The organism is Pseudomonas pseudonitroreducens (genome assembly GCF_021603645.1).
In the GTDB taxonomy this organism is placed as follows: Bacteria; Pseudomonadota; Gammaproteobacteria; order Pseudomonadales; family Pseudomonadaceae; genus Pseudomonas; species Pseudomonas pseudonitroreducens.
The window spans coordinates 103,817-123,030 of record NZ_BQHJ01000010.1; the positions used below are offsets into that span (position 1 = coordinate 103,817).

General features: G+C 65.7%; 17 protein-coding genes. 4 read left to right on the forward strand and 13 right to left on the reverse strand.

Annotation, left to right across the window (positions count from 1 at the left end; genetic code table 11):
- Positions 1-49 precede the first annotated feature (49 nt).
- The 3 genes from ubiB to ubiE are packed head-to-tail and all read right to left on the reverse strand — an operon-like array spanning position 50 to position 3,059.
- Positions 50-1,657, reverse strand: a complete 1,608-nt coding sequence (gene ubiB, locus L6D89_RS23145; protein WP_236201305.1) for a ubiquinone biosynthesis regulatory protein kinase UbiB — start codon at positions 1,655-1,657, stop codon at positions 50-52.
- Positions 1,654-2,280, reverse strand: coding sequence for a ubiquinone biosynthesis accessory factor UbiJ (locus L6D89_RS23150; protein ID WP_236201400.1), 627 nt, complete (start codon positions 2,278-2,280; stop codon positions 1,654-1,656). Before L6D89_RS23150 ends, ubiB begins: the two co-directional genes overlap by 4 nt.
- Positions 2,277-3,059, reverse strand: a complete 783-nt coding sequence (gene ubiE / locus L6D89_RS23155) for a bifunctional demethylmenaquinone methyltransferase/2-methoxy-6-polyprenyl-1,4-benzoquinol methylase UbiE (protein ID WP_236172711.1) — start codon at positions 3,057-3,059, stop codon at positions 2,277-2,279. Before ubiE ends, L6D89_RS23150 begins: the two co-directional genes overlap by 4 nt.
- Before the next feature lie 150 nt (positions 3,060-3,209).
- Here ubiE and L6D89_RS23160 point away from each other — a divergent pair, with 150 nt between their 5' ends.
- From L6D89_RS23160 to L6D89_RS23170, 3 genes are all read left to right on the forward strand, one after another.
- Positions 3,210-3,485 (forward strand): polyhydroxyalkanoic acid system family protein, encoded by a 276-nt coding sequence (locus L6D89_RS23160; protein ID WP_236172710.1) that lies wholly within the window; start codon positions 3,210-3,212, stop codon positions 3,483-3,485.
- 201 nt (positions 3,486-3,686) lie between these two features.
- Entirely contained in the window at positions 3,687-4,097 is a 411-nt protein-coding gene (locus L6D89_RS23165) for a phasin family protein (protein ID WP_236172709.1), read from the forward strand.
- A 10-nt stretch (positions 4,098-4,107) separates the two neighbouring features.
- The gene (locus L6D89_RS23170; protein ID WP_236201306.1) at positions 4,108-5,055 is read left to right on the forward strand and encodes a phasin family protein; all 948 of its coding nucleotides are present in this window, start codon (positions 4,108-4,110) and stop codon (positions 5,053-5,055) included.
- A 79-nt stretch (positions 5,056-5,134) separates the two neighbouring features.
- On the opposite strand, the gene L6D89_RS23175 is transcribed toward L6D89_RS23170, so the two are convergent.
- From L6D89_RS23175 to L6D89_RS23220, 10 genes are all read right to left on the reverse strand, one after another.
- A complete protein-coding gene (locus L6D89_RS23175; protein ID WP_236201307.1) occupies positions 5,135-5,749 on the reverse strand; it encodes a TetR/AcrR family transcriptional regulator in 615 nt (204 codons plus the stop codon).
- Positions 5,750-6,009: 260 nt separating this feature from the next.
- Entirely contained in the window at positions 6,010-7,692 is a 1,683-nt protein-coding gene (gene phaC / locus L6D89_RS23180) for a class II poly(R)-hydroxyalkanoic acid synthase (RefSeq protein ID WP_236172706.1), read from the reverse strand.
- A gap of 332 nt (positions 7,693-8,024) precedes the next feature.
- Entirely contained in the window at positions 8,025-9,029 is a 1,005-nt protein-coding gene (gene phaZ, locus L6D89_RS23185) for a poly(3-hydroxyalkanoate) depolymerase (protein WP_236201308.1), read from the reverse strand.
- Complete coding sequence (gene phaC, locus L6D89_RS23190; RefSeq protein ID WP_236172704.1) at positions 9,026-10,705, reverse strand: class II poly(R)-hydroxyalkanoic acid synthase; 1,680 nt, start codon at positions 10,703-10,705, stop codon at positions 9,026-9,028. The genes phaZ and phaC (L6D89_RS23190) overlap by 4 nt, the downstream gene beginning before the upstream one ends.
- A 595-nt stretch (positions 10,706-11,300) precedes the next feature.
- A complete protein-coding gene (locus L6D89_RS23195; RefSeq protein ID WP_236201309.1) occupies positions 11,301-11,672 on the reverse strand; it encodes a gamma-butyrobetaine hydroxylase family protein in 372 nt (123 codons plus the stop codon).
- 75 nt (positions 11,673-11,747) lie between these two features.
- Positions 11,748-13,088 carry an ATP-dependent protease ATPase subunit HslU gene (gene hslU, locus L6D89_RS23200; RefSeq protein WP_138525370.1) on the reverse strand — a complete coding sequence of 447 codons (1,341 nt, stop codon included), beginning with the start codon at positions 13,086-13,088 and terminating at the stop codon, positions 11,748-11,750.
- Between the two features lie 29 nt (positions 13,089-13,117).
- The gene (gene hslV / locus L6D89_RS23205) at positions 13,118-13,654 is read right to left on the reverse strand and encodes an ATP-dependent protease subunit HslV (RefSeq protein WP_037013407.1); all 537 of its coding nucleotides are present in this window, start codon (positions 13,652-13,654) and stop codon (positions 13,118-13,120) included.
- A 134-nt stretch (positions 13,655-13,788) separates the two neighbouring features.
- Positions 13,789-14,601 (reverse strand): SPOR domain-containing protein, encoded by an 813-nt coding sequence (locus tag L6D89_RS23210; protein WP_236172701.1) that lies wholly within the window; start codon positions 14,599-14,601, stop codon positions 13,789-13,791.
- Positions 14,602-14,607: 6 nt separating this feature from the next.
- A complete protein-coding gene (gene argS, locus L6D89_RS23215; protein WP_236201310.1) occupies positions 14,608-16,347 on the reverse strand; it encodes an arginine--tRNA ligase in 1,740 nt (579 codons plus the stop codon).
- A 205-nt stretch (positions 16,348-16,552) separates the two neighbouring features.
- Complete coding sequence (locus L6D89_RS23220; RefSeq protein ID WP_236201311.1) at positions 16,553-18,772, reverse strand: primosomal protein N'; 2,220 nt, start codon at positions 18,770-18,772, stop codon at positions 16,553-16,555.
- Positions 18,773-18,989: 217 nt separating this feature from the next.
- On the opposite strand from L6D89_RS23220, the gene rpmE reads away from it, so the two are divergent.
- The gene (gene rpmE / locus L6D89_RS23225; protein WP_024766509.1) at positions 18,990-19,205 is read left to right on the forward strand and encodes a 50S ribosomal protein L31; all 216 of its coding nucleotides are present in this window, start codon (positions 18,990-18,992) and stop codon (positions 19,203-19,205) included.
- Positions 19,206-19,214 lie beyond the last annotated feature (9 nt).

The window sequence follows — 19,214 nt, forward strand, 5'->3', positions numbered from 1 at the left end:
AGAGCCACTTCGTATAGCGGTCAAGTGTGCCAGCCGCTGGGGCGACTGGCTATCGGCGCAGAATCAGATACAGACCACCGGCCAGCATCGCCCAGGCCGGCCAGGCGGCGAGGGAGTGGGTGGCCAGGCCGGTTTCGGCGGCGCCGGCAACCAGCACTGCGCCAATCAGCCGCGCCGGCCAGGCGCTGGCCATGCCGGCCTGAGCACCGCTCAGGCGCGCTTCTGGCTGCGGCTCGCGGGACAGGCGTTCGAGCGTGTCGCGGGTCATCTGCGCCAGGTGCGGCAGTTGTTCGATGTGCTGCTGGGCGTTGCGCAGCAGGGTGCCGGGGCTGACGCGATCACGCATCCAGCGCTCCAGGAAGGGCTGCGCGGTGGTCCACAGGTCCAGCTCCGGATAGAGCTGGCGGCCCAGCCCTTCGATGTTCAGCAGGGTCTTCTGCAGCAGCACCAGTTGCGGTTGTACTTCCATGTTGAAGCGCCGCGCAGTCTGGAACAGGCGCAGCAACACCTGGCCGAAGGAGATGTCCTTCAGCGGCTTCTCGAAGATCGGCTCGCACACGGTGCGGATCGCCGCCTCGAAATCGTTGACCTTGGTTTCCGCCGGCACCCAGCCCGAGTCGATGTGCAACTGGGCGACCTTGCGGTAGTCACGCTTGAAGAAGGCGATCAGGTTGCGCGCCAGGTAGTCCTGATCCTCGTTGGTGAGGCTGCCGACGATGCCGCAGTCCACCGCGATGTACTGCGGGCTCCAGGGCGTGCGGGTGCTGACGAAGATGTTGCCGGGGTGCATGTCGGCGTGGAAGAAGCTGTCGCGGAATACCTGGGTGAAGAAGATCTCCACACCGCGTTCGGCCAGGGCCTTGAAGTCGGTGCGCTGGTCGCGCAGGGTCTCCAGGTCGGTCACCGGGATGCCGTAGATGCGCTCCATCACCAGTACCTTGGGGCGGCACCAGTCCCAGTAGACCTGGGGTACGTAGAGCAGCGGCGAGCCTTCGAAGTTGCGCCGCAGCTGCGAGGAGTTGGCCGCTTCACGGAGCAGGTCGAGCTCGTCGTAGATGGTCTTCTCGTAATCGCTGACCACTTCGGCCGGGTGCAGGCGGCGGGCGTCGGCGGAGATGCGCTCGGCGGTGCGCGCGAGGATGTGCAGCCAGGCGATGTCCGAGCGGATCACCGGCTCCAGGTTCGGGCGGATGACCTTCACCACCACTTCCTCGCCGCTCTTGAGCTGCGCGGTGTGCACCTGCGCCACCGATGCCGAGGCCAGCGGTTCGCGTTCGAAGCGGGCGAACACCTGCTCGATCTTCGCGCCCAGTTGCTGTTCGATGAGCGCCACGGCCTGTTCCGGCGGGAAGGGCGGCACCTTGTCCTGGAGGAAGGCCAGTTCCAGGGCAATGTCATCAGGGAGCAGGTCGCGGCGGGTGGAGAGTATCTGGCCGAACTTGATGAAGATCGGCCCGAGGTCTTCCAGCGCCAGGCGGATGCGCGCGCCACGGCTCAGGTCCAGCGGTTTGCGCGGTAGCCAGCGCCAGGGCAGCAGGCCGCCGACCAGACGCAGCCACCAGGGCAGGAAGGGCAGTTCGAGGACCATGTCGTCCAGGCGGTAGCGGATGGCTACGCGCTGGATGCGCAGCAGGCGGCGGAAGGCGAGCAGCTTCATGCGTCAGGCTTGATCTTCTGGGTCAGGCGAGTGATCCGCGCGTCGAGGCGGTCGAGGGATATCTTCAACTGGTCCAATTCGGCGAAGCGCGCTTCGGCTTCATGCCGGCCGACCAGGGTGCGGCTTTCTTCGGCGAGGTAATCGGCGAGGCTCAGGCGCAGGCTTTCCAGGCTATCGCCGGCCCACGCCATGCCGCCGCGCAGGCGCGCGCCGAGCAGATGTGCGGGTGCCGGGCCGAGCCAGCGGGAGACTTCGTACTCCCAGTCGAGTTCGAGGCTCTGGAGGATGTCGGCCAGCTCCAGCAGCATCGCGCTGTCGCCGCCCATGGTCACTTCCGGGCTGTGCAGGACGCGGGTCTTGTCCTTGGCCAGGGCCAGCTGCAGCAGGCTGCCGGCCGGTGCGACGAGGGTGCAGTCGGCCGGCGCCTCGTGGTGCGCGGCCAAGTGCAGGCCGTCGGCATCGGGCAGGATGAACAGCCGCAGCGCCGGCGCCTGGCAGTCCACTTCCAGCACCTTGCCGGCGAGCCGGCCGAGGCGCCTGAGCGCCACGCCATCGAGCCGCAGCACGCGGTTGATGGTGGCTTCGGCGCTGGCCAGGGCGGCCTGCAGGAGCAGGGTCATCAGGGCTTGATGCCGCGGTGCAGGGCGACCACGCCGCCGGTCATGTTGTGGTAGGTGACGCGGTCGAAACCGGCCTCCACCATCATCGACTTCAGCGTTTCCTGGTCGGGGTGCATGCGGATCGACTCGGCGAGGTAGCGGTAGCTCTCGGAATCGTTGGTCACCAATTTGCCCATCAGCGGCAGCAGGGTGAAGGAGTAAGCATCGTAGGCCTTGGACAGCAGGCTGCTGGTGGGCTTGGAGAACTCCAGCACGAGCAGGCGGCCGCCGGGCTTGAGCACCCGCAGCATGGAACGGATGGCTTCGTCCTTGTGAGTGACGTTGCGCAGGCCGAAGGCGATGGTTACCGCGTCGAAGTAGTTGTCGGGGAACGGCAGCTTCTCGGCGTCGGCCTGGACGAAGCTGACGTTGCCGGCGACGCCGCTGTCGAGCAGCTTGTCGCGGCCGACCTTGAGCATCGAGGCGTTGATGTCGGCCAGCACCACTTCGCCGGTCGGGCCGACCAGGCGGGAGAACTGGCGGGTCAGGTCGCCGGTGCCGCCGGCGATGTCCAGCACCCGGTTGCCGGCGCGCACGCCGGACAGTTCGATGGTGAAGCGCTTCCACAGACGGTGGATGCCGCCGGACATCAGGTCGTTCATCAGGTCGTACTTGGCGGCGACCGAGTGGAACACTTCGGCGACCTTCTCGGCCTTCTCGCTCTCGCGCACGGTCTTGTAGCCGAAGTGCGTGGTGGGATCGGCGCTGTCCTGGCCGGCTTGGGGCTTGCGCGGTTCGCTCATGGCGTTTCTACCCTGGAAGTCAGTGGCGGGCATTCTAACAGGATGCGGAGAAAACGCCGCCCCGCTCGCCGCCGCAAGAGGGGTGCCGGGGTGCGGCGATACGGCGCGGCGCGTATTATCTGGAAAGTCAGTCAATCGCGGAGTTCCAGCATGTCCCGTATCCACGTCGAACGTAACCATTCCCTGGGCCTGGAGGCCGCCCGCGCCAAGGCAGAGAAGCTCGCCGACAAGCTCTCCCGCGAGCACGGGGTGAGCAGCGAGTGGCAGGGCGACACCCTGCTGTTCAAGCGCAGCGGCGTGGATGGGCGCATCGAAGTGGGCGCGGACAAGGTTGCGGTGGATGTGAAGCTGGGCCTGATGCTCTCGGCCATGGGCGGCCTGCTCAAGGGTGAGATCGAGCGCGCGCTGGACAAGGCGCTGGCGTAAGGGTGGCGGCAGGCGGCAGGCGGCAGGCGGCAGGCTTCAGGCTGTTTTCCCCTGCAGCCTGAGGCTAGCCGCCTGTAGCCGCTTCGTTCCTGCAAAGCCTGGTATGTGTTTTCTAATTTTCCCCGATACCTTGGCTCACAGTCCCGCCTTTCGCGGGCAGCTGTTCGACATCATCGAATCAGAACCCTGTGAGGTGCCACCATGGCCAAGGCTGTCAGCAAGAAGAAAGTCGCAGAGCTCGAATCCTCCCTTTACTCCGATGCCAAGCACTACGCGCGGCAGATCTGGCTCGCCGGCCTGGGTACCTACGCTCGCGTGGGCGCCGAAGGCAGCGAGTACTTCAAGGAACTGGTCAAGTCCGGCGAGTCCGTGGAGAAGAAAGGCCGCGACCTGGTGAGCACCCAGATCGACGCCGCCAACGACAGCGTCAAGGGTCGCCTGCACAGCGTCAAAGCCAAGCTGAATTTCGACAGGATCGAGGAAGCGTTCGATGCGCGTGTCGCCTCCGCCCTCAATCGAATCGGAATTCCCTCCAGGCGTGATGTGGAGGCGCTCTCTGCTAAGCTGGATGAGCTGAGCGCAGTGCTCGAGCGTGTCGCGAGAACCCAATAAGGAGAGCAGGATGGCTGGCAAAAAAACTACCGATAAAAAAGAGTCCAGTTGGATCGGCGAGATCGAGAAATACTCGCGGCAGATCTGGCTGGCTGGCTTGGGGGCCTACTCGAAGGTCAGCAAGGACGGCAGCAAGGTGTTCGAGACCCTGGTCAAGGACGGCGAGAAGGCTGAGAAACTGGCCAAGACCGAAGTCGAGGGTGCGGTGAAGACTTCCACCCGTTCCGCGAAGGCGCGCGTCGATGCCGTGAAGGGCGCCGCGATCGGCAAGTGGGGCGAGCTGGAAGAGGCCTTCGACAAGCGCCTGAACAGCGCGATCTCGCGCCTGGGCGTACCGAGCAGCCGTGAAGTGAAGGACCTGCACAGCAAGGTCGATAGCCTCACCAAGCAGATCGAGAAGCTCACCGGCGTCAGCGTCGCCAAACCGGCCGCCAAGGCTACCGCCAAACCCGCAGCGAAAGCCGCCGCCAAACCGGCCGCGAAACCCGCTGTGAAGACCGCGGCTTCCAAACCGGCTGCCAAATCCGCCGCCAAGCCCGCTGCGAAACCTGCAGCGAAGCCGGCTGCCAAGCCCGCCGCTAAAGCTGCCGCCAAACCGGCTGCCAAGGCGGCCGCGAAACCCGCTGCCAAGGCTGCGGCCAAACCTGCCGCGAAACCGGCTGCCAAACCCGCTGCTGCGAAAGCCGCTGCGAAGCCGGCCGTCAAGACCGCTGCAAAATCGGCCGCTGCAAAACCGGCTGCTGCCGCCAAGCCTGCCGCTGCGAAACCTGCAGCCAAGCCGGCCGCGGCGAAGAAGCCTGCCGTGAAGAAGCCCGCCGCACCCAAGGCCGCCGCCAAACCGGCTGCTGCGAAACCGGCAGCCGCTCCGGCCGCCACCCCGGCACCGTCGGCTGCCGCCGCCGCGCCGGCCGTGACGCCGTCCGCTGCCGCTCCGGCAACGCCGCCGTCCCAGGCCTGATCGGTCTGCTGCAACACCCACGCCCGGCCTCGCGCCGGGCGTTTTCATTCTCTCAAGGGAAAAGCTTGCGCGCTGTGGCTCAGGGAGCGAGGTAGCGCTTGGCGAGCCGCTCGGCGATCAGCTGCGAGTCCGGGCGCAGGTGTGGCGCCACCAGCATCATCACCTGGAACACCACCTGGCGTACGTCACCCTGGTGGCCGAGGATGCGCTGGTAGTCCAGCGAGAACAGCAAGGTCAGGGTGATCTGCTCCACCAGTTGGCCGAGCGCTTCGGTGTCGCTGATCAATTCGTCCTGGGCCTTTAGCTGCGCCAGCAGCGTAGCCAGGGTGCGCTTGAGCTGGTTGAGCCAGGTGCGTATGCCGCGAGCCAGCCTGGGCAGCTTTCCGGAAAGATTGGAGAGGTCCTGGAAGAGGAAGCGGTAATGCGCCAGGCGCTCGACGATCAGGTGCAGGAACAGCCAGTAATCCTCGGCACCCAGTCGCACGTCTTCCGGCGGGTCAAGCAGTGGCGCCAGTTCCTCCTGGAAGCGCTCGAACAGCGCCAGCACCAGGGGTTCCTTGCCGTGGAAGTGGTAGTAGAGATTGCCGGGGCTGATGCCCAGTTCGGTGGCGATCTCCAGGGTGGAGACGTTGGGCTCGCCCTGCTCGTTGAACAGCTGCAGGGCGCATTCGAGAATCCGGTCGCGCGTTTTCATCCGTGTTCTTGTTCCAGCCGCAGTGGAGCCGACGATAGCCGCGGGGGAGGGTGGCTGCCAATGGCTGCGCGGCAAACTTCTGCACGGAGCGTTCTTTGCGCTTCGCTCCAAGGGTCGCCGGGAGAGTTTCTCGTAGGATGGGTGGAGCGCAGCGATACCCATCAATTCCGCGCGCCGACGGCATGGGTATCGCTGCGCTCCACCCATCCTACAAGAGCCTTTACGGTGCTGGCTGGGCAATTCGTTTCGGGTTGCCGAGATCAGCGCACATGCACATACGTCCCCGGCGCCGCTTCCTTGGGCGGGTATTCGGCGTTGCCCAGGTCGAAGCTCACCGGGCGTCGTTCGCCCGAGCGCTGCTGGATCCACTCCAGCCACAGCGGCCACCAGCTGCCTTCCTGGCGCTTGGTGTCGTAGTACCAGGCACGCGGGTCGGAGCTGATCTTGCCGTTTTCGAAGTAGCAGGCCTTGGGGTTGCCGGGCGGGTTGAGGATGCTCTGGATATGTCCGCTGTTGGACAGCACGAAGCGACTGTCGCCGCCCAGTAGCTGCGCCGAGCGGTATACCGCGTCCCACGGCGTGATGTGATCGGTGATGCCGGCGACGTGGAAGTTGTCCACGGCCACTTTCTTCAGGTCGATGGCCGTGCCGTTGACTTCCATGGCGCCGGGGCGGGCCAGTGGGTTGTGCTTGAAGAAGTCGAGGAAGTCGCCGTGCAGCGCGGCAGGCAGGCGAGTGTTGTCGTTGTTCCAGTAGAGGATGTCGAAGGCTGGCGGCTGTTTGCCCAGCAGGTAGTTGTTGACCCAGTAGTTCCAGATCAGGTCGTTGGGCCGCATCCAGGCGAACACCTTGGCCATGTCGCGACCGTCCAGCACCCCGTGCTGGTAGGAGCGGCGCTTGCTGGTCTCCAGGGTCTGCTCGTCGGCGAACAGCGCGGCGGGGGTTTCCACCTGGCTGTCCAGCAGGCTGACCAGGTAGGTGGCGCTGGCGATCTTGCGCAATTGCCGGCGCGCCTGCAGATGGCCTTGCAGGGCCGCAATGGTCAGGCCGCCGGAGCAGGCACCCATCAGGTTCACGCTTCGGCTGCCGCTGATGGAGCGGCACGCCTCGATGGCTTCGTCCAGTGCCGTGACGTAGGTCGACAGCCCCCATTCGCGGTGACGCGCATCGGGGTTGCGCCAGCTGACCATGAAGACCTGCAGATTATTCTTCAGGGCGTACTGGACGAAGCTCTTCTCCGGCGACAGGTCGAAGATATAGAACTTGTTGATCTGCGGCGGCACGATCAGCAACGGCTTGGCGTGCAGATGCTCGCCCATCGGCTTGTACTGGATCAGCTCCAGCACCTCGTTGCGGAACACCACGGCGCCGTGCGTGGTGGCCAGGTTCTGGCCGATTTCGAAGGCGCTGCGGTTGACCTGGCTGGGCATGCCGCCGTTGTGCATCAGGTCGTCCAGCAGATGCTGCACGCCCTTGAGGACGCTCTGTCCGCCGGTGTTGAACAGCTCCTTCACCGCCAACGGGTTGAGCAGTGTGTTGGATGGCGAGGCGGCGTCGGACAGGATCGACAGCAGGAACCGCGCGCGGGCGCGGTCGTCGGGCTTCAGGTCACTCTCGTCGACCCAGGCCAGCAACTGCTTCTGCCAGGCCAGGTAGGCCTGCACGGTACGCCGGTAAAGCGGATTCAGCCGCCAGGAGGGGTCCTGGAAGCGCGCGTCCTGCGGGTTGGGTTGCAGCGGCGAGTCGCCGATCAGCACCTTGCCGACCTGCTTGCCGAAGGCCGCCAGGTGCTTCGCCGAATGCACCGGCTGGCGCACACCCTGCAGTGCCAGCATGCGCAGGGTGGACAGCATGTCCTTGCCGCGCAGGCCGACCATCGCGCTCTGCGCATTCATGTATTGGGTGGGAACGGGGACGCTACCAGGCTCAGCTTTCTCTCGCATGAACAGCACTCCGTAAAGGGTCCGACCTGCCAATGGCGACGCAAAGCCTGTACCAGAATCGGGAATGGCCCGTTCCAGACGCTTGTCGCCGGTTCGAGGGATGTGCACGGGTATCGACGCGAGAGGAAACTGCCCGAAAACAGGGCAGTCGATCAGCAGCCGGGCTGCCCTGCGGTCACCTGCGAAGGTGGCCGCAGCGCGGGGCCCGAATCAGGCGCTACGTGTCGATACCCGTGAACACGCCTGTTTGTTGTTCGGCTCTTTAAAAAAAGTGCCTGTGCAGCGATCGGTCAAGGCAGGATGCCCACCGAGTGTGACGAAGCTGTGATGCTTCAGCCGGCCTTGGGGGCGAATGGACGGGGGTGGATGATCGCGCGCTGTCGCTCTTCCTGGAGGAATTTCATGATGATCGGTGCCACGGTTTCCGCGCGGGTCACCAGGAACAGGTGGCCGTCGTCGATCACGTGCAGCTCCGAGTTGGGAATGCGCCAGGCCAGCATGCGCATGTTGATCAGCGGGATGATCGGGTCGTCGTCGCCGGCCAGGATCAGCGTCGGCTGACGAATCTTGTGCAGCCAGTGGATGCTGGTCCAGCCCAGGCCTGCGAACAGCTGCCAGTAGTAGCCCATCTTGCCGGACGAGCGCACCTTGCTGGCAAAGGCCATGGCCAGCTTCGGGTCGCGGCGGAAGGCGCCGCCGTAGATGTCCGGGGCGATGTGTACACCGTACGACGGCTGGATGTAGCGCCGCGGGCTGGCCATGCGCCAGAGCACCGCCGGCTTGCCCGGCACCATCACCGCACCGGCGGCGGTGGCGGCGAGGATCAGCTTCTTGCAGCGCTCGGGGTAGTCGTGGGCGAACTGCTGCGCCAGGGCGCCGCCCCAGGACACGCCGATGGCCGTCACCTGGCCGTAGTCGAGGTAGTCGAGCATCCGCGCGGCCAGCTTGGCCAGGCCGGGGAAGCGGTAAGGCGTGCTGGGGGTGGACGAGCCGCCGACACCGGGCACGTCGAAGGCGATCACCTCCAGGTCCGGGTCCAGTGCGGCGACGAAGGGGAACACCAGTTCGAGGTTGGCGCCGATGCCGTTGAAGATCAGCAGCGGCGTCATGTGTTTCTTGCCCGGGCGCACGGCGGTGCGGATGGTCTGCCCGTCGAGCTCGATGGTGCGGAACTCGAAGGGCTGCGCCGCCGGCGCCTTGCTCGGCAGTATCTCCTCGCCGCTGCTTTTGCTGCGCGCGCGCCGGCTCGTCGGCGCGGCCACTTCCACGGCCTGCGACGAATCTGGATGGTTGGCGTCGTCCACGGCGCCGGCTTGCGGGAGGAGTTCTGTTTTCATCGTTCGTGTACGTAGGTTCCGGGGGAGGCCTCGCCGGCCGGGTGAGCCTTGTTACCCAGGGCGGTCGGGGCCTTTTTCAGCTTGCCTGCGCGCTCGGCCAGCCATTGTTGCCAGTGCAGCCACCAGGAGTCGGCGTGCTTGCTGGAGTTTTCCTGCCAGGTCTTGGAATCGACGGAAAGGTCAGGGCCGGTCATGAAGCGTGCCTTGGGGTTGCCCGGTGGGTTGAGGATGCTCTGGATGTGCCCGCTGTTGGAGAGGATGAACTCACACTTGCCGCCCAGCAGGCGGGCGGAGCGGTAGCAGGCTTCCCACGGCGTGATGTGGTCGGACAGGCCGGCCACGCAGTAGAAATCGCAGGTGACCTGCTTGAGATCGATCGGCGTGCCGGAGACTTCCAGGGCGCCGGCGCGGGTCAGCGGGTTGGTCTTGAACATCTCCACCAGCTCGCCGTGCAGCGCGGCGGGCAGGCGCGTGGTGTCGTTGTTCCAGAACAGGATGTCGAAGGCCGGCGGCTCGTTGCCCAGCAGGTAGTTGTTGACCCAGTAGTTCCAGATCAGGTCGTTGGGGCGCATCCAGGCGAACACCTTGGCCATGTCCTTGCCTTCCAGCACGCCGGACTGGTACGAGCGGCGCTTGGCGGCTTCCAGGGTCTTCTCGTCGGCGAACAGGGCGACCTGGGTGTCCAGTTCGAAGTCGAGCACGCTGACCATCTGGGTGAAGGCGTGCACCTTGTTCTCGCCCAGCGCGGCGTAATGGCCGAGCAGCGTGACGGTGGTGATGCCGCCGGAGCAGGCCCCGAGCATGTTCAGGTCCTTGCTGCCGGTGATCTTCAGGACCACGTCGATGGCTTCTTTCAGCGCCTCGATGTAGGTGGTCAGGCCCCACTCGCGCTGTGCCTTGGTCGGGTTGCGCCAGCTGACGATGAAGGTCTGCACCTGGTTGCGCAGGCAGAAGCGCGCCAGGCTCTTCTCCGGCGACAGGTCGAAGACGTAGAACTTGTTGATCTGCGGCGGCACCACCAGCAGCGGGCGCTCGTGCACGCTTTCGGTGATCGGCTTGTACTGGATCAGTTCCAGCACGTCGTTGCGGAACACCACCGCGCCTTCGGTCACGGCCAGGTTCTTGCCGACTTCGAAGGCATCCATGTTCACCTGGCTGGGCATCCCGCCGTTGTTGACCATGTCCTTGGCGAGGTGGGTGAGGCCATCGAGCAGACTCTTGCCGCCGGTTTCGAAGAAGCGTTTGACTGCTGCCGGGTTGGACAGCGTATTGGTCGGCGCCATGGCCTCGGTCATCAGGTTGATGACGAACTGGCCACGGCTGATGTCCTGGGGCGACAGGTCGCTCTCGCCCATCCAGGTGTGCAGCTCCTTGCGCCAGGCCAGGTAGGTCTGCAGGTAGCGGCGGTAGAGCGGGTTCTGGCTCCAGGCCGGGTCGTTGAAGCGACGGTCGTCGTCCGAGGGCTTCAGGTCGGATTTGCCGAGCAGCACGTTCTTCAGCTCGAGGCCGAAGTGCGTCGCGTGCTTGGCGCTGTGGAAGGGCTGCTTGATCGCTTGCAGCAACACCATCCGGGCAGAAGTGAGCAGGTCCTTGCCGCGAATCCCGATCACCGGGTTGAGGGCAAGTGTGTTTTCCGCGGCTTGCTGGGGTAGATCGCTGTTGTTCTTCTGGGTCATCGGCGACGCTCCATTGTCCTGAGACGCATACTGGCGGGGCTCACCTGGGTGACGTAATGCCTAGTACTTCTCGGGGTTGCGGAACGTGGAGACAGCTCCACGCGATTCATCTACTTGGCGGCATCACTGGAAGTTCAGGAGACCACGCTCTGTGCACTGTAACTCCGTACATTGCACTGCCTTGGTTACCCGAGTTTCCTTCGCCGCGCAAGCTGGTGCAGCGTGGGCCTTCTCCTAGGAGTATGTCGGGAAAAGTTAGAAAACGCGCCCTAGAGCGGCGGCATCTCGCCAATCCCCTGACGGCGGCCACGCAAGCAACAGTCTGCCGGAGGAATGTTGCAAATGGCGTGCCCTGGGCGATTGCCCGACGAAGGTTGGCGCGAGGAATGGAGCGGGAGCGGGGCGAACGACCTGTAGGAGCGAGCTTGCTCGCGAACTGACTCTGCAGCGAGGCGGGTTCGCGAGCAAGCTCGCTCCTACAGGAAGCACCTTCAGCATCTGTGGGAGCGGATTTATCCGCGATGGGTTTGGCGTGGCCTGGGGCCGATCGCGGACGGAGTCCGCTCCTACGCAGTCAGGAAGTGTGGTGTCCCGGTTACAGCATCAGCTTGACCACGGACTCCGACGGGTCGCGCGACTTGCCGGCTTTCTCCAGCTGCGCCAGGTAATCCGCCCACATCTCGTCGTGGCGCACGCACAGCTCGTAGAGATAGTCCCAGGTGAACAGGCCGCTGTCGTGGCCGTCATCGAAGGTCAGCTTGAGCGCGTATTGCCCGGCCGGCTCCAGGTTGCTCAGGCCGACATTCAGCTGGCCGACCTGCAGCACCGGGTTGCCGTGGCCCTGGACTTCCGCCGACGGCGAATGCACCCGCAGAAACTCGGCAGACAGTTCGTAGGACTGCTCCCCATAGGTCAGCGAAAGCTTCTTCGAGGCCTTGTGCAGCTTGATGGCGGAGGGAATGTGCATGGAGGGCTCCAGGCTAAAGGCTGCAAGCCGCAGGCGGTTGGCATGTAGCCTGCCGCCTGCGGCCTGTAACTGCTCTTAGAGAATGTAGCGCGACAGGTCTTCGTCCTGGGCCAGTTCGCCAAGGTGACCGTTGACGTAGGCCGCGTCGATCACGATGGCCTTGTCGCTGTGCTCGCTGGCGAGGTCGGCGGCATCGAACGACACCTCTTCGAGCAGGCGCTCGAGCAGGGTGTGCAGGCGACGGGCACCGATGTTCTCGGTCTTCTCGTTGACCTGGAAGGCGATCTCCGCGAGACGCTTGATGCCGTCGGCGGCGAACTCGATGTCCAGGCCTTCGGTCTTCAGCAGCGCGGTGTACTGCTCGGTCAGCGAAGCGTGGGGCTCGCTGAGGATGCGCTCGAAGTCACTGGGGCTCAGGGCCTTCAGTTCGACGCGGATCGGCAGACGGCCCTGCAGTTCCGGTACCAGGTCGCTAGGCTTGGACAGGTGGAACGCGCCCGAGGCGATGAACAGGATGTGGTCGGTCTTCACCATGCCCAGCTTGGTGTTCACGGTGCAGCCTTCGATCAGCGGCAGCAGGTCACGCTGCACGCCCTCGCGGGACACATCGGCGCCGCCGACGTTGCCGCGCTTGGCGATCTTGTCGATCTCGTCGATGAAGACGATGCCGTTCTGCTCCACCGCTTCCAGGGCGCGGGCCTTGAGGTCTTCTTCGTTGACCAGGCGCTGCGCTTCCTCGTCGCGGATCAGCTTCATGGCCTCGGCGACCTTCAGCTTGCGGCTCTTGCGCTTGCCCTTGCCCATGTTGGAGAACAGGTTCTGCAACTGGTTGGTCATCTCTTCCATGCCGGGCGGGGCCATGATTTCCACGCCCGAGGGGATGTCGGCGACCTCGATGTCGATTTCCTTGTCGTCCAGTTGGCCTTCGCGCAGGCGCTTGCGGAACAGCTGGCGGGTGTTGGAATCCTCGCGCGCCGGCTCGTCGCCGAAGCCGGTGGTGCGTGCCGGCGGCAGCAGCGCGTCGAGGATGCGCTCTTCGGCGGCATCTTCGGCGCGGTACTTGACCTTCTGCACTTCCTGCTCGCGGAGCATCTTGATCGCGGCATCGGCGAGGTCGCGGATGATCGACTCGACGTCACGGCCGACATAGCCGACTTCGGTGAACTTGGTCGCTTCCACCTTGATGAACGGCGCGTTGGCCAGCTTGGCCAGGCGACGGGCGATCTCGGTCTTGCCGACGCCGGTCGGGCCGATCATCAGGATGTTCTTCGGCGTCACTTCGGCGCGCAACTCGGCCGGCAGCTGCATGCGCCGCCAGCGGTTGCGCAGGGCGATGGCGACGGCGCGCTTGGCATCGTCCTGGCCGATGATGTGGCGGTTGAGTTCGTGGACGATCTCGCGGGGAGTCATGGACATTTGACGGGTTACTCCGGAACGACAACGCCTCAAAGGGCGCTGTCGAGCTCCTCGATGGTCAGGTTCTGGTTGGTGAACACGCAGATGGAGCCGGCGATGTTCAGCGCGGTCTCGGCGATTTCGCGGGCGCTCATCTCGTCGTTGGCCTTCTGCAGCAGCGCCATCGCGGCCGCCTGGGCGAAGCCGCCACCGGAGCCCATGGCGATCAGGCCATGCTCGGGTTCGACGACGTCACCGTTGCCGGTGATGATCAGCGAGGCGTCCTTGTTGGCCACGGCGAGCATGGCTTCCAGGCGGCTCAGGGAACGATCGGTACGCCAGTCCTTGGCCAGTTCGACGGCGGCGCGCACCAGGTGGCCCTGGTGTTTTTCCAGCTGCTGCTCGAAGCGTTCGAAGAGGGTGAAGGCATCGGCGGTGGCGCCGGCGAAGCCGGCCAGCACTTCACCGTGGTACAGGCGGCGGACTTTCTTCGCGTTGCCTTTCATCACGGTGTTGCCCAGGGAAACCTGGCCGTCGCCGCCCATGACGACTTTGCCGTTACGGCGGACAGATACGATGGTGGTCAAGGGTCTTACTCCACACTAGCGGGGCGATGTGCCCGAATGCAGAGTCAGATGGGGACTCGGTCGGCGGGGTTCAAGTCCTGCACCGGACGAGTAGCGCGCATTTCTCGCGCCGCTCGTCGGTGCGGGCCTTGGAATCAGCGGGTCTGGCGCTGCTGTAACAGCAGGTTGCTGAAGCCGTTGCCGGCCAGTTGCTTCTGCGCGGCGGAGGCCTTGGCGCGGTCGCCGTAGGGGCCGACCATCACCCGGTACCATGTTTCGTCGCGTACCGTGCCGGACTCCACGCGGGCGTTCTGGCCCATCATGATGATCTGCGCGCGCAGGTGGTCGGCGTCGGTCTGTTTGCGGAACGAGCCCGCCTGCAGGTAGTACTGCGTCGCGGCCACGGCTGGCGGCGGGGTCGGCTTGGCCGGTGCGCTATCGCTGGCCGGAGCCTGCGGCAGGGCCTGCTTCTGCGCGCTGGCGACCTGGGTCGCTGGCGGCGTGGCGGGCGTTGCCGGCTTGACCACTGCGGGCGGTGGCGGAGTCTGGCCGCTCAGGGCGGTCAGGGCGCGCTGGGTGTCGATTTTCTCGGCTTCTTCCTTGGTCGCGACCACGGTCGGCGGCGGAGTCGGCTTGGCCGGTGGCGGCACGGCCTCCGGCGGCACGGCGACTTCCGAGCCCGGCAGCAGGGTGTAGAAGTCGTACTTGGGCTTGACCCCGGTGGGTGCCGCCGGCTGCTGCGGTTGCACGGTGCCGGAGGGCTTGTTGGAGCCGACCACGGTCTTGGGCGCTTCCGGCTTCTCGCGTTTGACGTCGTTGCGACCCGGCTCCAGCTTCATCAGGAACATGATGAAGCCGCCGATGGCCAGGCCGGCGACCAGCCAGACCCAGCCGGGGACCGACGTCTTCTTGGCCGGGGCCTGGTAGCGGCTGGCGCCGCGCTTGGGAGCGGGTTTCTTTTTCGCCATGGGTGCTTACATGCGCTCCAGGGTTTCCAGGCCCAGCAACTCCAGGCCCTGCTTGAGGGTGCGGCCGGTCAGCGCGGCAAGGCGCAGGCGGCTTTCCTGTTGCGCCGGGTCTTCGGCGGTGAGGATCGGGCAGTGCTCGTAGAAACTGGAGAACAGGCCGGCCAGCTCGTACAGGTAGGCGCAGAGGATGTGCGGCACACCCTTGGTCGCCACGTTGTTGAGCAGGTCGGTGAACTGCGCCAGCTGTGCGGCCAGGGCGATTTCCTGCGGTTGCTGCAGGACGATCTTGCCGCCCACTTCGTCATAACCCTTGCCCAGCTTGCGGAAGATGCTCGCCACGCGGGTGTACGCATACAGCAGGTACGGTGCGGTGTTGCCCTCGAAGCTCAGCATCAGGTCGAAGTTGAAGCTGTAGTCGCTGGTGCGGTGCTTGGACAGGTCGGCGTATTTCACCGCGCCGATGCCAACGGCGTGGGCGATCTGGCGCAGGTCCTGCTCGCTGAAGTCGGGGTTCTTGGCCTTCACCAGGGTGTAGGCGCGCTCCTCGGCTTCGATCAGCAGGTCGATCAGCTTCACGGTGCCGCCGTCGCGGGTCTTGAATGGCTTGCCGTCGGCGCCGTTCATGGTGCCGAAGCCCATGTGCTCCAGGTCCATGCTGGCCGGGACGAAACCGGCGCGGCGGGCGACTTCGAACACCTGCTGGAAGTGCAGGGCCTGGCGCTGGTCGACGAAGTACAGCACGCGGTCGGCGTGCAGCACCTTGTGGCGGTAGCGCATGGCGGCCAGGTCGGTGGTGGCATAGAGGTAGCCGCCGCCGGCCTTCTGCACGATCACCGGCAGCGGCTCGCCTTCGGCGTTCTTGAACTCGTCGAGGAACACGCACAGGGCGCCGTCGCTCTCGACCAGCAGGCCCTTGACGGTGAGGTCGGCGACCACCTGGGCGAGGTCGTCGTTATAGGCGCTCTCGCCCTTCACGTCGGCCATGGTCAGCTTGACGTCCAGCAGGTCGTAGACCTTCTGGCAGTGCGACAGGGAAATGTCGTTGAAGCGCGTCCACAGGGCCATGCACTTGGGGTCCTTGGCCTGCAGCTTGACCACCAGTTCACGGGCGCGGTCGGCGAACTCGGGCGACTCGTCGAAGCGCTTCTTGGCGGCGCGGTAGAAGACTTCCAGGTCGTGCAGCTCGGCCTGGGCGTCCACCGGTTGCTCTTCCAGGTAGGCCAGCAGCATGCCGAACTGGGTGCCCCAGTCGCCGACGTGGTTCTGGCGGATCACGGTGTCGCCGAGGAACTCCAGCACGCGGCTGACGCCGTCGCCGATGATGGTCGAGCGCAGGTGGCCAACGTGCATTTCCTTCGCCAGGTTCGGCGAGGACAGGTCCACCACCACGCGCTGCGCGGGGCCGGCCTTGCGCACGCCGATGCGTTCGTCGGCCAGGGCCTTGTCGAGGCTGGCGGCGAGCCAGGCTTGGTCCTGGAAGAAGTTCAGGAAGCCGGGACCGGCGATCTCGACCTTGGCCACTTCCGGGCTCTGCGGCAGCGCCTCGACCAGCTTGGTGGCGAGGTCGCGCGGCTTCATCCCGGCCGGCTTGGCCAGCATCATGGCGATGTTGCTGGCGAAGTCACCGTGGGTTCGGTCCTTGGTGTTCTCCACCTGGATGTCGGGCGTCAGGCCGGCGGGCAGGGTGCCATCTTCGGTGAGGCTGACAAGGGCTTGCTGGATCAGGTGGCGAATCGTGTCTTTCATGGTTTTCTCCGTGCTCGCGTGCATCCGGCGCGCGCGACCGGTTATCGGGCTCAGAACCGCGCATTATCCGTGGCCGGGCATGGCTTGCCAACCGCGGAACGCTCCGAGTTCAGTCTCGCCGCTGTGCCATCCGTCGCGGCTGATGGAAGTCAATGTAGGACGGTTCCGGCGCGGCGGACGGGTTCTTGGGAATAAAAGAGGGTCGTCAGAACAGATCGATCGGGTCGACATCCAGCGACCAGCGTACCTGGCGCCCGCCGGGCATGCCCTCGAGCGTTTGCAGCCAGGGCGTGAGAAGACGGTGCAGTGGTGCGCGGGCCGTGCTCATCAGCAGCAACTGGGCGCGATAGCGGCCGGCGCGGCGCTCCATGGGCGCGGGTACCGGGCCGAGGAGCTCCACCTCGTGGCCGAGCGCAGCTTGCAGGCGTTCGGCCTCGGCGCAGGCTTCGTCGAGGAAACCCTCCGCCTGCCCAGGCTTGTGCGCCTCGGCGCGCAGCAGCGCCAGGTGGGCGAATGGCGGCAGGCCGGCGGCGCGGCGCTCGGTGAGGGCCTGCTCGGCGAAGGCGAAGTAGCCCTGCTCGGTGAGTTGCACCAGCAGCGGGTGGTCGGCCAGATGAGTCTGGATCAGCACGCGGCCCGGTTCCTCGGCGCGCCCGGCGCGGCCGGCGACCTGGACGATCTGCTGGGCCATGCGCTCGCTGGCGCGGAAGTCGGCGGAGAACAGCCCGCCATCGGCATCGAGGATTGCTACCAGGGTGACCCGCGGGAAGTGGTGTCCCTTGGCGAGCATCTGGGTGCCGACCAGGATGCATGGCTCGCCCTTGTTGATGGTGGCGAACAGGTCGCGCATGGCGTGTTTGCGCGAGGTGCTGTCGCGGTCGATGCGCAGCACCGGGTAATCCGGGAAGAGGATGCGCAGGCGCTCCTCGGCGCGCTCGGTGCCGGCGCCGACCGGGCGCAGGTCCACCGTGCCGCATTTCGGGCAGTTGCGCGGCGGCCGCTCGCGGTGGTCGCAGTGGTGGCAGCGCAGCTCGCCGCTGCCCTGGTGCACGGTCATCCGCGCATCGCAGCGCGGACACTGGCTGATCCAGCCGCAGTCGTGGCACAGCAGGGTCGGGGCGAAGCCGCGGCGGTTCAGGTAGACCAGCACCTGCTGGCCGGCGGCCAGGGTTTCCTTGATCGAGCGCTGCAACGGCATGGAGATGCCGGAATCCAGCGGCAGGCTCTTCACGTCCAGACGGTGGAACTTCGGCTGGTGCGCGCCCCCGGCTCGCTGGGTCAGGCGCAGCAGGCCGTAGCGGCCGCTCTGGGCGTTGTGCAGGCTTTCCAGCGCAGGGGTGGCCGAACCGAGCAGGATCGGCAGGTTTTCCAGGCGCGCGCGCACCATGGCGAGGTCGCGGGCGTGGTAGCGCAGGCCTTCCTGCTGTTTATAGGAAGCGTCGTGCTCCTCGTCGATGATGATCAGCCCCGGATTCTTCATCGGGGTGAACAATGCCGAGCGGGTGCCGATGATGATGTCCGCCTCGCCGTCACGGGCCGCCAGCCAGGCGTCGAGGCGCTCGCGGTCGGTCAGGGCCGAGTGCAGCAGGGCGATCCGCGCGTTGAAGCGGCGCTCGAAGCGGCTCAGGGTCTGCGGGCCGAGGTTGATCTCGGGGATCAGCACCAGCGCCTGCTTGCCGGCTTCCAGAGTCTCGCGGATCAGTTGCAGGTAAACCTCGGTCTTGCCGCTGCCGGTAACGCCGGCCAGGAGGAAGCTGTGGAAGCTGCCGAAGCCGGCGCGCACGGCCTCGAAGGCGGCGCGTTGCTCGGCATTGAGCGGCAGCTCTGCCTGCGCCAGCCAGGGGCCGTGGTGCGGCGACACGCGATGCTCGCGCACTTCCAGGGTGACCAGGCCCTTTTCCTGGAGCAGGTCGAGGCTGTCCTTGTTGATCTGCAACTGGCTGAGCAGGTCGTGGGCAACGCCGTGGGGGTGCTGCTTGAGAATCTTCAACGTCTCGCGCTGGCGCGGTGCGCGAGCCAGGCGCGGGTCTTCCTCGCGCGCGCCCGGTTCGGCGTGCCAGAAGCGCTGCTGGCGCGCCTCGGCCGGGTCGCCCTGGCGCAGCAGGTTGGGCAGCGCCCAGGAGAAAGTGTCGCCCAGGCTGTGCTGGTAGTACTGCGATGTCCAGCGGCACAGCTCCAGCAGGTGTGCCGGCATCGGCGGCTCGTGGTCGAGCACGGCCAGGGCCGGGCGCAGCTTGTCCGCCGGCACGTCGGAGGTTTCCACCTTGTCCACCAGGACGCCGACCATTTCGCGGCGGCCGAACGGCACGCGCAGGCGTACGCCCGGTTGCAGGCGCGCTACGTCGACCCCGCGTGGCGGCAGGTAATCGAACAGGCGGCGCAGCGGCGAGGGTAGGGCGAGACGCAGGATGGAGGGTGAGGACACGCGGTGCGATTCCGGGTGGCGAGAAGCATTCGATGGTAGCATGGGCAATGCGACGGTCGGTCATGCCTGATCTTGCGTTGAAAGCGTTCTCTGGTATGATCCACGCCCTTAATTTCCGTGCGGTGCCCGGTAAAAGATCCCGCCCGCGGTCCTCGATGACCGTGGCTCGGCTTCTGCCAGAGACTGGGTGGCGGCACACCACTGAGAGGAAGAGACCATGAAACCGGAAATCCATCCCGCGTACGAAGACATCGAAGCTACCTGCAGCTGTGGCAACGTGATCAAGACCCGTTCCACCCTGTGCAAGGGCATTCACCTGGACGTCTGCTCCGAGTGCCACCCCTTCTACACCGGTAAGCAGAAAGTTCTGGACACTGGCGGCCGTATCGACCGCTTCAACCAGCGCTTCGCCATGTTCGGCGGCAAGAAGTAAGATCGATTT

Coding starts and splice junctions, on each gene's coding strand:
- hslU (WP_138525370.1), bottom strand. CDS start 13,088: ATGTCCATGACTCCCCGCGAGATCGTCCACGAACTCAACCGCCACATC.
- L6D89_RS23210 (WP_236172701.1), bottom strand. CDS start 14,601: ATGGCGAAAAAGAAACCCGCTCCCAAGCGCGGCGCCAGCCGCTACCAG.
- ubiB (WP_236201305.1), bottom strand. CDS start 1,657: ATGAAGCTGCTCGCCTTCCGCCGCCTGCTGCGCATCCAGCGCGTAGCC.
- L6D89_RS23175 (WP_236201307.1), bottom strand. CDS start 5,749: ATGAAAACGCGCGACCGGATTCTCGAATGCGCCCTGCAGCTGTTCAAC.
- L6D89_RS23195 (WP_236201309.1), bottom strand. CDS start 11,672: ATGCACATTCCCTCCGCCATCAAGCTGCACAAGGCCTCGAAGAAGCTT.
- phaC (WP_236172706.1), bottom strand. CDS start 7,692: ATGCGAGAGAAAGCTGAGCCTGGTAGCGTCCCCGTTCCCACCCAATAC.
- phaC (WP_236172704.1), bottom strand. CDS start 10,705: ATGACCCAGAAGAACAACAGCGATCTACCCCAGCAAGCCGCGGAAAAC.
- ubiE (WP_236172711.1), bottom strand. CDS start 3,059: ATGAGCGAACCGCGCAAGCCCCAAGCCGGCCAGGACAGCGCCGATCCC.
- L6D89_RS23165 (WP_236172709.1), top strand. CDS start 3,687: ATGGCCAAGGCTGTCAGCAAGAAGAAAGTCGCAGAGCTCGAATCCTCC.
- rpmE (WP_024766509.1), top strand. CDS start 18,990: ATGAAACCGGAAATCCATCCCGCGTACGAAGACATCGAAGCTACCTGC.
- L6D89_RS23160 (WP_236172710.1), top strand. CDS start 3,210: ATGTCCCGTATCCACGTCGAACGTAACCATTCCCTGGGCCTGGAGGCC.
- L6D89_RS23170 (WP_236201306.1), top strand. CDS start 4,108: ATGGCTGGCAAAAAAACTACCGATAAAAAAGAGTCCAGTTGGATCGGC.
- phaZ (WP_236201308.1), bottom strand. CDS start 9,029: ATGAAAACAGAACTCCTCCCGCAAGCCGGCGCCGTGGACGACGCCAAC.
- argS (WP_236201310.1), bottom strand. CDS start 16,347: ATGAAAGACACGATTCGCCACCTGATCCAGCAAGCCCTTGTCAGCCTC.